This window comes from Acidovorax sp., from assembly GCF_027492855.1.
In the GTDB taxonomy this organism is placed as follows: Bacteria; Pseudomonadota; Gammaproteobacteria; order Burkholderiales; family Burkholderiaceae_C; genus Acidovorax.
The window spans coordinates 36,542-49,607 of record NZ_JAPUDY010000089.1 but is presented as its reverse complement, the minus strand read 5'-3'; the positions used below and the strand labels follow the sequence as shown (position 1 = coordinate 49,607).

Here is a 13,066-nt window from a genome sequence, read left to right as displayed (position 1 = left end):
TGAGCGACTTTGGGCTGCAGATATTTCAATACCTGTATAGCAATCCCTAAAAAAGGCTGCTAGCGCTTATATATAAAGCGCAAGCAGCTATCGTTTTAGGAGTAACGCTGGCTCAGTTCGAAAACGCCGCAATCCCCGTTTGCGCCCGGCCCAGGATCAGCGCATGCACATCGTGTGTGCCTTCATACGTGTTCACCACCTCCAGGTTCACCAGGTGGCGCGCCACGCCGAACTCGTCGCTAATGCCGTTGCCGCCCATCATGTCGCGCGCCAGGCGGGCGATGTCCAGGGCCTTGCCGCAGCTGTTGCGCTTGATGATGGAAGTGCCTTCCACGCTGGCCGTGCCCGCGTCCTTCATGCGGCCGAACTGCAGGCAGGCCTGCAGGCCAATGGCGATCTCGGTCTGCATGTCGGCCAGCTTCTTCTGGATGAGCTGGTTGGCAGCCAGGGGGCGGCCAAACTGCTTGCGGTCCAGCGTGTACTGGCGGGCGGTGTGCCAGCAGAACTCGGCGGCGCCCAGGGCGCCCCAGGCGATGCCGTAGCGCGCGCTGTTCAGGCAGGTGAAGGGGCCCTTCAGGCCCTGCACTTCAGGGAAGGCGTTTTCTTCGGGCACGAACACGTCGTCCATCACGATCTCGCCGGTGATGGAGGCGCGCAGACCCACCTTGCCGTGGATGGCGGGGGCCGTCAGGCCCTTCATGCCTTTTTCGAGCACAAAGCCGCGGATAGGACCCACGGCGCCGCCTTCGGACACTTCCTTAGCCCAGACCACGAACACATCAGCCACGGGGCTGTTGGTGATCCACATCTTGCTGCCCTTGAGCTTGTAGCCACCGTCGACCTTGTAGGCGCGGGTGGCCATGCTGCCGGGGTCGGAGCCGTGGTCGGGCTCGGTCAGGCCGAAGCAGCCGATCCATTCGCCGCTGGCTAATTTTGGAAGGTACTTCTGCTTTTGCGCCTCGGTGCCAAACTCATGAATAGGCACCATCACCAGCGAGCTTTGCACGCTGGCCATCGAGCGGTAGCCCGAATCCACACGCTCCACCTCGCGGGCGATCAGGCCATAGGCCACGTAGCTCAGACCAGGACCGCCGTACTGCTCGGGGATGGTGGGGCCCAAGAGGCCCACTTCGCCCATCTCGCGGAAGATGCTCACATCCATCTTTTCGTGGCGGAAGGCGTCGAGCACGCGGGGCGCCAGCTTGTCCTGGCAATAGGCCGCAGCCGCATCGCGGATGGCGCGCTCGTCGTCGGTCAGTTGCTGGCTGAGCAGGAAAGGGTCATCCCATTGAAAAGCGGCGTGGGCCATGTGTGTGTCTCCAGGTCGAAAGAAAAAAGGGTGGGGAAAGAAGGTGGTCTGGGGCGCATCGTAGGCCCCGGCTTTGCAGGCGGCAAGCGAGTTCTTTTCATCAAGACATGCGTTTTTGGAATGTATGGAATACTTGCTGCCAGCTGCGTCACCCTATGGCTGGCCTGTTTCAAGTTCCTCTTCATCATGCGCCGCAATATTCCATCGACCCAGGCCCTGGCGTGCTTCGAAGTCGCCGCCCGCCACGAGAGCTACACCCGCGCCGCGCAAGAGCTGTCGCTCACCCAAAGCGCGGTGTCGCGCCAGATCCAGGCGCTGGAGGAGTTCTTGGGCGTGCAGCTGTTTCGCCGCACGCGCCATGGCGTGGTGCTCACGCCCGCCGGTGCGCACTACGGCCGCCAGGTGGCGCGCTGGCTGCAGGGGCTGGAGCGCGACACGCTCGATGTGATGGCCCACCAAGGCGAAGGCGGCACCATCGCGCTGGCGGCCGTGCCCACCTTTGCCACGCGCTGGCTCATCCCGCGCCTGCCACAGCTGGCACAGGAGCACCCCGACATCGTGGTCCACATCGACACGCAGACCCGCCCCTTTTTGTTTGCCGACACCACCTTCGATGCCGCCCTGTACGCAGGCACGCCGGAGCAGGTGGCCCACTGGCCCGGCGTGCAGGCGCAGTTGCTGATGCACGAAGATGTGGTGCCCGTGTGCAGCCCGCGCTTGCTCGAGTCCGCCGCGCCCCGAGGCCGAGGGCGCGCCCATCAGCCCGTGGCGGCCGAGGCGCTGGCCGAGCTGCCGCTGCTGCAGCAAAGCACACGCCCCTATGGCTGGCGCCAGTGGTTCGATGCCATGGGCGTGGACGCGCCACATGCGCTCGACGGCCCGCGCTACGAGCTGTTCTCCATGTTGGCCGTGGCCGCCACACACGGCATGGGCGTGGCGCTGATCCCGCCTCTGCTCATCGAGGCCGAGCTGGCCAGCGGCGAACTGGTGGTGGCCTGCAATCGCCCGCTGCGCGGCGAGCGCGCCTACTACCTCATCAGCCCCGCACAGGCCCAGCCCCCGGTGCTGGCCACGTTTGCGCGGTGGCTGCAGCGCATGGCCGAGGCGGGGGCGCCTGGTGCGGGATGAAGCGCTTGCATCCGCCGCAGCACTGAACTAATCTGGCTGCGTGGAAGTCAGTCTTTCATTCATCACTCAGTTTTCGAGAGCGATCACCATGACCACTTACCATGCCCCGCACTTCGATCCAACCGTGGATGAGATCGAAACCCTCAAACAACTCGAGATGGGCGAAGTCATCACGCTGCCCCACGCGCTCAAGGACCATGTCTCCGGGCGCCTGCTGGAGCGGGGCCTGATCACCAAAGGATCAGGGGGCGAGCTGGCCATCACGGTCGATGGCCGCCAACTGATACGCCGACAGAACAACTAACCAACTGACTGACGGATCAACGCTCACGGGGTTGGCTGGGCTCTTCGTTTGTTCGTTCGTTCGTCGTCGTTGCCGTCAATCCATGCGTTCTGGTCCGGGTATTGGCGCCCTCAGGGCTGGGTGTGCGGCGTTGCGCCTATCCTGCGTTGCCTGTCTTCACCGTAGTAAACCCTTGTTCGTGCGTACCTCGTTGGCCTTTCGCAAAACCCTGTGCATCGCCACCCTGGCGGTGTGCGGCTTGCTCATGCAAGGCTGCAGCGCCGTCAAGCTGGCCTACCACCAGGCCGCCCACCTGACCTACTGGCAACTGAACCGATATCTCGACCTGTCGGACACCCAGGTCGAGCGCGTGCGCAGTGAACTGGACGGCCTGCACCAGTGGCACCGCGACACCATGCTGGCCCGGCATGCCGAGTTGCTGCAAAACGTGCAGCAGCAACTGCCGTCGACCATCTCGCCGGGCCAGGCTTGCCGCATCTATGGCGAAGCGCGGGCCCAACTCGACAAGGTGCTAGCCCAGGCCGAGCCCACGGTGGTGTGGCTGGCATCGCAACTCTCCGAGGCCCAGATACGCCACCTGGAGAGCGAACAGGCCGACGGCAACGCCGACTGGAAAAAGGAATGGCTGGACCCGTCACCCGACAAGCGGCGCGAGCGCCGCTTCAAAGAGCTGTCATCACGGCTGGAAGATTTCTACGGCCCGTTGGCAGAGCCGCAAAAAGTGGTGCTGCGCGCCGTCATCGCCCAGTCCAGCTTCGACCCACAGCGCACCTACGCCGAACGCCTGCGCCGCCAAAAAGACCTGGCCCAGGTGCTGCGCAGCATCAGCGCCGACCGCCACAACACCGCGCAGGCCCGTGTTTTATTACTGGCGTTTCTGGCCCGCGTGACGGAGTCCCCTGACCCGGCATACGTGCGCTACGCACAAACGCTGACGGAAGAAAGCTGCGAAGGCTTCGCCCGCCTGCACAACGCCATGACCCCAGCGCAGCGCCTGCGCGCAGTGCAATCGCTCAAGGGCTATGAGCGGGATTTTTTGACGTTGGCTGCGCGGTGATGGGTGGGTGGTTTTTGTGGGTGAGTGGATGGCTGCGTGGGGCTCAGTCCATTGGGAAGGTGCATACAACAAAGGCTCTGCAGCGCTACGTGGGGGAGCCTGGGGCGTTGTTTTGTGCCAGTGACAATGCACCCCCACTTTTTGAAAATATACCCCCAAATGCACCCCAATTTCTCGAATGGGAGTGGACTGGTCTGGATGGGTGCGTGCAGCTAAGGCGTTGATTTCAAAGGAGAAATAAAAAAGTCCAGAAGAGTATGAACTCTTCTGGACTCGTTCGTGGTGCCCGGGGCCGGAATCGAACCGGCACGCCTTGCGGCGGGGGATTTTGAGTCGCTGTGTGAGGTGCGCTGTCTGGGTAAACGGTGCGAAGCTGAGCGAAGGTTAAAGAAGGAAAAAGTAATTACAGATCAGTAGGTTATCGAAGTTTTCCGAAGTTAGTGAAAACTGATCTGTGTACCTGTACTGTACTGCTGGCGGGCTTCTTTTCAACGTTGTTTTTATGGTTTGGACATGTTTGGCGCGCTGTGACTTTTAATGATCCCGTCGGCTAAGCGCTGCCGCTCAACCACAGGGCATCACTCGACCGGCACCCAACAGACCCTTAAGAGCCCCCGACTCTGACAGTCTCACATGTGTGAGTGCTGCCCATCTCTAGCAGTCCATGTGCCTGGCTTCGGCCAGATTTCCATTCTTACGTCTGGATTTGAGCGCGCAGCATGACTTTGCTAAGCACCTTGAATTGAGTAAGCACGCGTGCTGACAGATCGTGCACGCCGGGAACCTTTATGCGGACTATCAACGCAAATGGGAGCGCACTTGGTTGAAGCTCTGGCGGCAACAGCGTGCCATTCATGTCCTTCAGCGCTTTTTCATCGGCCGCCCCTTCGTCCCGCCCTTGGTAGCGGATAACAAAGCAAGGGTCGGTCAGGTCACTGACCGGAATGCTGCGCTGATGGTGTCTGCAGGTTTCCCATTTCAGAGCGTCAGCGCGCAGTGTTTGCTCGGTGTCGAACTTGGTCTTGCTGAAAAAGCCAATCGATGCCTTGCCATCCGGTTTGAAGCGAATTTCGAGACCAGCCCGGGTATAACTCACGGGGTGGGCCGGATCGACAGGGGCACGGTAGGCAAATGTCGCCGCAATAGTAGTCTTGAGTTCAGGCGGCAACCCGGGCGGCAGTGGGATCTTGGCCTTCAAGGGTGATCCCTTCGCGATGAGACCCTGGTACATGACCACGACTTCGTCTTCGGGCGAGTAGAGGATATCTTCAACTGTGGCGGGAAGCACGCCCCAGCCGACCTCCGTCTGATCGTGCCGATAAGGATTGAACTGCGCACGGGATACCAACAGCGCGTGCAGCATGATCGGATCGATCCGCTCGTGTACTGTGGCCTGTATGCCGGCGGCGAGCCGCAGGGCCAGAGGCGCTGCATAGCTGGTCCCGGCACGATGGCGTATGACGCGAGATGCAGGATCGACGATGCGCATCAGCTCCGTGGCGGACCCGCCGAACGCCACCGCATCTGGCTTAACTAGGCCAGGGCTTCGTCCCGGCCCCACGCAGCTGTAGAAGGCCCGCGCTGCTTTGCTATGGTGGCCATCGCTGGCGCCAACAGCAAAAGCATTGACAGCATCCCCGGGCGGCTGGATGCGACCCAGATCAGTTCCCTCATTGCCATCGTTGCCAACCGCGACGGTCATGAACAGGTCGCCAAAGGACAGAAAGTCGTCCAACCGCACCGTCCATTCGTGTGGGTCGTCATCCAGAATCGGTACGCGGGGACCCAGGCTCAGGTTTGCGAGGGAGTAGGGATGCCCATTGTCCCGTGCCGCCTGTAGGGTACTGATGATCCGGTCGATGACGTCGGCGACCTGCATGTCGCCGGAGGCACTGGGAAGCACTCGCACATGATCGACATTGCAGTAGGGTGGTGTGATCGTGTGTTGCGCCGGCCCAATGGCGCCGAACAGAAACGCTGATGTCACCGCTTGGCCGTGCTCAAGGTGATTAGGCTGGACCGCAGCCAAATCCGGCGCATCTAGCGCATTTACCCATGGCAGCAGCTTCGGGGTGAAACCGCCGTCGAAAATCACCGCCCTCAGGGACTCGTCGATGGCGGCTTGCTGAGGAAGTGGCGGGGCAAATGCCAGTGAACGGGTCATACCCTGATCCGGCGTAATGGGGTCATCCGTCAGCACCGGCATGTTGCGGATGGCGCGCAGGTGGGTGAAGGATTCGACGACCCCGACGAACTCGCGCGTCGCGTCCACTTGGATTTGCAACGGCAGGAACGTTAATCCGCCAATTGTCCTAGCTCGCCGGTCGTCGAAGTGGGCATTCAGTTTCCGGGCCAGCTCAAAGAATGCGCGATTGATATCCGGATCGTGGACTGCTGCATGCAGCACGACCTCGAAATTGCCGTCGAACTCGGTGAAATCCAGACCCTGCTTGCGATCCTGTGGCAGAAAGGGATCGATGCTTTCAAGGCGGTTGAAACAATCCTGAACCGTCTGGGGCGTCTCCGCGTCGGCGAGCAATGTCGATGCCCGTACAAAGCTTTCCGCTGTACCTGCCACAATGAGCATGGCAGTCGGTAAGCGCTTTGGCGGCTTGCCCCGTACCATCTTGCGCGGCGTTACATCGATGGCGCGTGAACCGAGAAGCCGCAACCCTGCATTGTTCAGAAGCGATGTTGGGAAGTAGGACTTGGCTAGAAACTCAGGGTGGATGATGAGCTTGGCTGCAATCTCTCTACGCGGCGCGAGCTTGGAATCTTGGTGCAGAGCCGTTTGGGCAAGCTTGTCTAGCGTTGGCCCAAATAGGGAGCGCTGATGTTCGATAGCGTAAGGCAACGGCTTTGGCCGGGTCGACCCAGACCAATCACCGTTTTCGATGAGCTTCTCACCCTGTCCAATCAATAGGTTCCCTGTAGGCTCAGCCATGATCATCTCCCTGAATAGTTTTCAGATCTCGTAGGACGGTAGTGTGGGTAGTGTGAAGTTGCCGGGCGATTTGGTGCGCACTCTGCCCCGCGCCATGGAGCAAGCTGACCATCTCCCTGCGCGACTGGATGGTTGACTTCTGTTGGCTCTGTTCGTGCGCGCACAGCTGCAATGCTGTCGAGAAATCCATTTGACTCAACAAGGCGCGCTTTCTAGCGTGCATGACTAGGCGGGTCACGTCCGACAATGGGCGCCCCTCGAATTTCGGAGCGAGCGCGGTTGACAGCGGACCAGGTACGTCCAGAGCCCTGAGGATCTGCGAAATTTGGGCACGCCCCGGAGCCGGAAACCGGATGCTTAACTCAAATCGACGCAATATCGCTGGATCAAGGAGGTCCTCAAAGTTGGTTGCGGCAACCAGCAGTGAAGGGCCATTCCACGAATCCACCGCTTGCAGCAGCACGTTGACTACGCGCTTCAACTCGCCCACATCCTGCTGATCATCGCGGCGTTTTCCCAGAGCATCGAATTCATCGAGAAAAAGCACGCACGGTGTCGTCCGTGCGTATTCGATCGCCTGGGTGATGTTTTGTCCGGTCTTGCCGAGATAGCTGCTGATGGTGGCGGAAATGTTCAGCGTCGCGAGCGGCAACTCCAATTGCTGCGCGAGCCAGCGGGCCGCCAAGGTCTTTCCGACACCTGGTGGCCCGTGCAACAGGACGGTGCTCACTGGTGTCAGTCCTGCCTCCTGTAGTACGGGCTGCGAGGACCACTCGGCAGTCAAACGGTGCAAATTGATCTCTACTGTGTCGGGCCAAATGGGCTCTTGTGGCAACAACGGTACATCCTCAATGACCAGCACTTCTGGCACTTCCGGTCGCTGAACCACATTTGGAGCGAAGCGCGTCAAGGAGCTCGGAGCTGCGTTCAAACCTGCAGAAATTGCTTCGGATAGCTCGGGGGCCGTTTTCCGCATCAACTGGGCAAGTCGCATCCCCCGAAGCTTGAAGCGAGTGGCATGGCCGCTCGCGCCTTCTTGCATCAGTGCTGACCATTCCTTTCGTAGTTCTTCTTTCATATGGTCTCGGTGCAAAATGGAACTATTTGGAACATGATTGCAATTATGTTCCATGTTTGCAGGGTCTGAGCCGTCGGTTGTGAAAAATTACCTTCTTGTTTGGCGTGAGTCGCACAGTGCTGGTCGCTTCCTGCACGTCTTGGCAGCTGAGATGAAACACCCCCTGAGTCGCTTCGCGCCTTCCCCCTCTCTCTACGCGCTGCGCGCTACGGGAGGGGGACGCAGCCAGTGCGGCGGGGCGGCCCTTGCGCGGCTGCCCTGGCTTGGGCCGCGCCCGTTTCATGCCCTGCGGGTGGCGCGCAGCGCTATGGATAACTGATACCTGCAGATCTCATCAAGGCCCGATCGCAAGCGACCGCCGAAACTGCAGAGCCCGGCGATGGCGACACCCGCGAGCTGGCCAGGCCGGAAGGCTGTCACCAAAATTCTGTGGATGAGCCTGTGGACGGGCAAGATTTATCCACGCTGAAACGCCGATACGGACACCAAGTGGCGCAAATCCTTGTCCGACAAGGCATTTCATCCCTTCAGCTGAAGTTATCCGCGCTGAAACGCCGATATCGTTACGCTGAAACACCGATACGGGCACGCTGAAACGCCGATACAAAAGTATCGATTTCAGACTTAAGTCATTGATTTAGAATGCATTTTCAACAATCGGATGGCCGGCAAGTAGCTCTCCAAGTAGTTTTCATGTATGGACAAATAGTTGTTCTCTACAAAACGGTGGACAAGCAATTGATCCTGCGATTTCTTTCGTGAAAACGCGCAGCTTGCCCACATCCCCTGCGATAGGGTTTCGACATAGAGGAAGAGGTGAAGTGATGAGTGAGCATTGCAGGGCCTACAAGCGTCGGCCAGCCGATGATGGCGGGGAATATCTGCTGATACCGCGCGATGACGGAGCCTCTGAAATTCCGGTGACTCCAGGTGCGCCTGTGCGCCTTGTCATACCCATGCCGGATCAACAGAATCACACGCCCCAAGTCGCCAACTCGGCGGAAGTCGATGCAGCTGTCCAAGCGTTCTTTGCCTCCATCCACAAGTCCAGCTAGTCAATCCAACATGCAGTTGCCAGCAAGCAGCGACCCCAAATCATGACGCTGTAGCTGCTCCCCCCCCGCCCCTCGCCAGCGAGGGGAGCGAGTCGCCCTCTGTCGTCAGGGGTGCAGGCGGGCGGTGCGCTTCGCTTCCTTCGACTGCCCCCCAGACTGGAGGCTTGGGGCGCTCCTGCCGCGTCAAGGGGCCGAGTCCTCGCCCTATGGGCTGCGGGCCGCACCAACCCCTTGACCCGTCATCCGCTGGCCGAAGGCAGGCCGCGCGCTGCGATCCTGGCCAAGGCTTCGGTTTTCGGCTGGAAGTGGTGTCAAGGGCACGCCCGGAGGCCGCATGCGGAGCGCAGCCGAAGGCGAGCACCGAACGGGTGAGGACGTGGGCGAAGCCGTACCCTTGATGCCGCTGGAGGCTATACAGCCTTTCGGCAAGGGGGAGGTCAAGGGCAACGCCCGCCGCGCCTGCCCCCGCAGCCAGTCGGGCAAGAACCGACGCGGGATGCAACCCGAAGGGGGTTGCCCAAGCGGAGCGCGGAGCGGGGACTGGTAGTAGGAATAGTAGTAGTAAGGCTATTACTATTCCTACGGAATCCGGCTTTTGATTCCGAATGGTGACAGGGCAACGACCTGGTCGATTTGCCAGCGTCACCAAGCCAGGCAGATGGTGACGTGCCGCGCGATCAAGGGAGATCCGTTGTCACCAAAAGAACCCCGCCGAGGCGGGGTCGAGGCTGTTGCTATGGTTCCTGCTCTAACGACGGCAGGGGGTAAACGTGTTCAATGTTTCGCATGTTGTAGGCGTATTCCGGGCGGCCTAGCGTCGTAGGCCGGCCGCCATTGCGCTTCGCAGCTTCGGCTACCTTTGCCACATCGAGCGAATAGGCACCCGCCAAGCCCGGCACATGCGCTTTAGCCGTGCGCGGGTTTTCGGTGTGTTCCCACTCTTGCAGCCAGTGGGCAATTCGCTGGCTGTCAGACGTGTGGCCGGTGGCATAGGTCATGAGCCGCATCAGGGCTTCATGTTCAAGTTGGCTGAACATGGCTTATTTACCTTTCACGTCGCCGCCCGGCTGCTGGGCCCATGCCGACGCCAAACGTTCCTTAATCGCTTCCCGATATGCGGGGTTGCGCGCCCACACGCTGCGGCCCATAGCAAGGTGTTCGGCTCGCCGCGCTGTCGTCTGGTGGCCGGTGCGAGGGTCAAGGCGGGTTGATGTGGGATTGACCACGTTATGAGCAGCGCCCACGGCACGGGCCGGCGACATTGCACCCGACGCGATTTGACGCAGTGACAGCGCGGAGGTGGAAACGCCGCCTGCCAAGCCAGATGCCATGTTGCCCGCCTGCATGGCAATCCAGCTCAGAATCAGGGTCAGGCCAAACATTTGAAGCCCGGCGATATAGGGGTTTTGTACGCCCTCACCTGACAAATCAATGCCGCCGATGAAGCCATTAAATGCGACGATGCCGAAGGACATGATGAGGGCGAGAATCACAATCGTGAAAATGTAATTCATCACCTGACCTATCCACCTGTCGAAAAACTGCGAGGTCATCGGGAACATGGCGCACGCAATGAAAAACGGGCCAAGGGCGAACATCACGGCAAGGGAGAACTTCGCCACGATGATATTCACGCCGCCGACGATGGAAAATATCAGGGTTCCGATGGAAATGAAGATGCCAGTAATGAACCACGATGCCGCTGCGCCGATGTTCCATCCTGCATCGCTGGCTTGCTGCAAGGCGATAGAGGCCAGTTGAGCGCCCTTGTTCACGACCTCATCAAGCGTTTGATAGATGGTGGAAGGCGGCGTACCCGGAGCGCTGATTTTCAAAACGTCGGAGAGGCCAGTTTCAATACCGTTCAGCGTGCCCACGACTTGTTCGTGATACCCGTCAGCCGTGAAGGCGAAATAGCCGATAAACAGAATCTTTGCCCATTGCTTCATGACCGTCCAAAACGGCGATTCCATCGAGCCAGTTGCAACCGCATAGCCAGACATCACGATGTATAGCGTGACGCAGGCAAGAACAGCCATTTGCAGCTTGTATATTAATTCGTTAGCCGCTGGCACCATAAACGCATTGGTGGCGTTCGTGATCGTTTCACCAATGAAGGTGAATAATGTGAGTTCGTCCATATCATCCACTTACCTTGTGAATTTGGGAGGGGTGGCCTTAATTTTGAAATTTTGGCTGCCGAATATTGTTTGATCGTGTGCCGATTTGGCATTTATGCAATTCGGAGTGCCGGCAATTTCGCCCGGACTGTTCTTGCATTTTTTGATCATTTCGATGCGTTCGGCGTCGTGGGTTTTGTACCAATCGACGGTTTGAACGACTTCAACGGGTTGATCTTCTTTGCAGCCGGCCAACGCCATGAGCGCGACCAGGACGATAGAGAGCTTTTTCATTTGCCCACCTCGCGGAAGTTGTCGGTGTCGATCACCCGGCCATTTTTGGCTTCGTGTTCGTGGACGTATTGCAGGGCATAGGCCAGTTCGGCCGCGTCGATGATGCGCAACATGGCGACGACACGTAAGGCACCTTCACGCGAGCCGGTCCAAGAGAGCGCGAGGCGTTCCCCCGTGTTCTTGAGAAATAGCAGGCACCCGCCGAGACATGCCGCAGACATGAATGCTGCAAGGTAGGCATTCATCGGAGCGTTTTGGTGCGGTAGGGTGATGCCTGACCAAGCTACCGCCGCGATCAATAGCGGCATGATGGCAAGCAAGGCGGCCAGCAAATGGCCATGGAACATCTTGGGAGCCCGGCGCGAAACCTCGCGTAGGAAGCCGAGCCGATCAATGCAGACCCACAAACGCCATATTGCCAGCAATATGAACGAGCAAAGTGCCACGATGGGCAGATGAATATAAGAAACCATGTTCGCCTCTCCTGAATAGGGAGGGACACCGGGCATTTCAGCCACTCTGCCAACGCTATCGGCAGTCTTGCCCACCTTCCGAGGGCGCACCCTTGCGGGCTATCACAACGTGTCTTCCCACGTCGCCATGCCGCTTACGGCCATCAGCTCAGGCTTTCACTGTGAGCGCCCTACCCCAGCAGGGTGGCGGGCTATGTAGAAGGTCGATGCCCCAGATTTGGGGTTAAACGCGCCAGAGCATGATGCTTTGGCGCTTGCTATTGTCTCACTTTGACGCCTGAAAGTGGATGGCGGAGTGCATCCGGGCTTTGTAAAAAATGGGGCGACGACATCCAAATACTCATGCTGGTATACGTCTGAAATTTGGTCATGACCAAATTTTGAAGACGACCCCGCGAAGTAGTGATTTATTTGGTCATGACCAAGAAAACGAGAGGATGAGGACTAATGCAGGATAGGCTAATCGCCGGTATGTTGTGCGCACAGCTTACACATTGATCCCCCCTTTTCACGTTTGCATGACCTGTTGGAGCTGTTATGGAGAAACCGAGCCGTGCCATGAACATCCACCTGGGCGAAGACCTCAAAGCGCGCTGGGTGGATTACTGCACCGGTCTTGGAAAGACACCCGGCGCAGCAATCAAAGAGGCCATCGAGCAGCAGCTAGAGAAGGCTGCCAAGAATCCATCACCGCCGCCTATGCGCCAGACGGGCGAAGCGCCCGACGATGAACCCAAGGTGCGGTTTGAAATCCTCATGACCAAATCCGAAAAGCTGGCCGTGCTGGAACGCTCCAACCTTGAGCGTTGTTCGCAACGGCGCTGGATCATTGACGCGATCCGGGCGGGCCTTACGCGCGAACCTCAGTTCGGCATGAAGGAAATCGACGCGCTGGGCGAGTCGAACTATCAGTTGCTTGCCATCGGGCGCAACGTCAACCAAGTAGCCAAGGCCATGAACGAGGGGCGGCGCGATTCCGTCACGATTGAATCAATCGAACGGCTGCGCGGGATCATCGACGCGCATACGGAGAAAGTCAGCACCGCCATTCGTGCCAGCGTGGAGCGGTGGTACATCGAGTAAGCAGAACGCGTCCACCGGATAGCTGCATAGCAACAGGTGTGATCTGACCGGCCGGTGTGTCGGTCTGTCGCCGGTGACCGCTTCCAGGCTATGCTGTGTGACGTGTACGACTTCGCGCGACAGGCCGACTTCCGGGCATGGCAAGATGTGAAATCACAATGTCTCTGTCGTCCTTGCGCCTACGTCCGCTCCTTAAAACGCTGGTAGGCGCCTTCTTTTCG

Annotated in this window: 11 protein-coding genes; 4 read left to right on the top strand and 7 right to left on the bottom strand. The window is 59.3% G+C overall.

The window, feature by feature from the left end:
• Positions 1-112: 112 nt before the first annotated feature.
• The gene (locus Q0105_RS17525; RefSeq protein WP_298213423.1) at positions 113-1,309 is read right to left on the bottom strand and encodes an acyl-CoA dehydrogenase; all 1,197 of its coding nucleotides are present in this window, start codon (positions 1,307-1,309) and stop codon (positions 113-115) included.
• Positions 1,310-1,495: 186 nt separating this feature from the next.
• Here Q0105_RS17525 and Q0105_RS17520 point away from each other — a divergent pair, with 186 nt between their 5' ends.
• The 3 genes from Q0105_RS17520 to Q0105_RS17510 all read left to right on the top strand — a co-directional run bounded on the left by Q0105_RS17520 (position 1,496) and on the right by Q0105_RS17510 (position 3,798).
• On the top strand, positions 1,496-2,437 hold the full coding sequence (locus Q0105_RS17520; protein WP_298213422.1) for a LysR family transcriptional regulator: 942 nt from the start codon (positions 1,496-1,498) through the stop codon (positions 2,435-2,437).
• Positions 2,438-2,525: 88 nt separating this feature from the next.
• Complete coding sequence (locus Q0105_RS17515) at positions 2,526-2,741, top strand: hypothetical protein (RefSeq protein WP_298213421.1); 216 nt, start codon at positions 2,526-2,528, stop codon at positions 2,739-2,741.
• Positions 2,742-2,919: 178 nt separating this feature from the next.
• Positions 2,920-3,798, top strand: a complete 879-nt coding sequence (locus tag Q0105_RS17510) for a DUF6279 family lipoprotein (protein WP_298213424.1) — start codon at positions 2,920-2,922, stop codon at positions 3,796-3,798.
• 694 nt (positions 3,799-4,492) lie between these two features.
• Here the strand turns inward: Q0105_RS17510 and Q0105_RS17505 are convergent.
• The 6 genes from Q0105_RS17505 to Q0105_RS17480 all read right to left on the bottom strand — a co-directional run bounded on the left by Q0105_RS17505 (position 4,493) and on the right by Q0105_RS17480 (position 11,762).
• Entirely contained in the window at positions 4,493-6,742 is a 2,250-nt protein-coding gene (locus Q0105_RS17505; protein ID WP_298213420.1) for a S8 family peptidase, read from the bottom strand.
• Positions 6,735-7,820 (bottom strand): ATP-binding protein, encoded by a 1,086-nt coding sequence (locus Q0105_RS17500; RefSeq protein ID WP_298213419.1) that lies wholly within the window; start codon positions 7,818-7,820, stop codon positions 6,735-6,737. The genes Q0105_RS17505 and Q0105_RS17500 overlap by 8 nt, the downstream gene beginning before the upstream one ends.
• Before the next feature lie 1,789 nt (positions 7,821-9,609).
• Positions 9,610-9,912 (bottom strand): hypothetical protein, encoded by a 303-nt coding sequence (locus tag Q0105_RS17495; RefSeq protein WP_298213418.1) that lies wholly within the window; start codon positions 9,910-9,912, stop codon positions 9,610-9,612.
• Positions 9,913-9,915: 3 nt separating this feature from the next.
• Positions 9,916-11,016 carry a type IV secretion system protein gene (locus Q0105_RS17490; RefSeq protein ID WP_298213417.1) on the bottom strand — a complete coding sequence of 367 codons (1,101 nt, stop codon included), beginning with the start codon at positions 11,014-11,016 and terminating at the stop codon, positions 9,916-9,918.
• A gap of 9 nt (positions 11,017-11,025) precedes the next feature.
• Positions 11,026-11,289, bottom strand: a complete 264-nt coding sequence (locus Q0105_RS17485) for an EexN family lipoprotein (protein WP_298213416.1) — start codon at positions 11,287-11,289, stop codon at positions 11,026-11,028.
• Positions 11,286-11,762, bottom strand: coding sequence for a hypothetical protein (locus Q0105_RS17480; protein ID WP_298213415.1), 477 nt, complete (start codon positions 11,760-11,762; stop codon positions 11,286-11,288). Before Q0105_RS17480 ends, Q0105_RS17485 begins: the two co-directional genes overlap by 4 nt.
• A gap of 558 nt (positions 11,763-12,320) precedes the next feature.
• On the opposite strand from Q0105_RS17480, the gene Q0105_RS17475 reads away from it, so the two are divergent.
• Positions 12,321-12,845 carry a plasmid mobilization relaxosome protein MobC gene (locus Q0105_RS17475; protein WP_298213414.1) on the top strand — a complete coding sequence of 175 codons (525 nt, stop codon included), beginning with the start codon at positions 12,321-12,323 and terminating at the stop codon, positions 12,843-12,845.
• Positions 12,846-13,066 lie beyond the last annotated feature (221 nt).

Coding starts and splice junctions, on each gene's coding strand:
- Q0105_RS17490 (WP_298213417.1), bottom strand. CDS start 11,016: ATGGACGAACTCACATTATTCACCTTCATTGGTGAAACGATCACGAAC.
- Q0105_RS17525 (WP_298213423.1), bottom strand. CDS start 1,309: ATGGCCCACGCCGCTTTTCAATGGGATGACCCTTTCCTGCTCAGCCAG.
- Q0105_RS17495 (WP_298213418.1), bottom strand. CDS start 9,912: ATGTTCAGCCAACTTGAACATGAAGCCCTGATGCGGCTCATGACCTAT.
- Q0105_RS17505 (WP_298213420.1), bottom strand. CDS start 6,742: ATGGCTGAGCCTACAGGGAACCTATTGATTGGACAGGGTGAGAAGCTC.
- Q0105_RS17480 (WP_298213415.1), bottom strand. CDS start 11,762: ATGGTTTCTTATATTCATCTGCCCATCGTGGCACTTTGCTCGTTCATA.
- Q0105_RS17520 (WP_298213422.1), top strand. CDS start 1,496: ATGCGCCGCAATATTCCATCGACCCAGGCCCTGGCGTGCTTCGAAGTC.
- Q0105_RS17475 (WP_298213414.1), top strand. CDS start 12,321: ATGAACATCCACCTGGGCGAAGACCTCAAAGCGCGCTGGGTGGATTAC.
- Q0105_RS17485 (WP_298213416.1), bottom strand. CDS start 11,289: ATGAAAAAGCTCTCTATCGTCCTGGTCGCGCTCATGGCGTTGGCCGGC.
- Q0105_RS17500 (WP_298213419.1), bottom strand. CDS start 7,820: ATGAAAGAAGAACTACGAAAGGAATGGTCAGCACTGATGCAAGAAGGC.
- Q0105_RS17515 (WP_298213421.1), top strand. CDS start 2,526: ATGACCACTTACCATGCCCCGCACTTCGATCCAACCGTGGATGAGATC.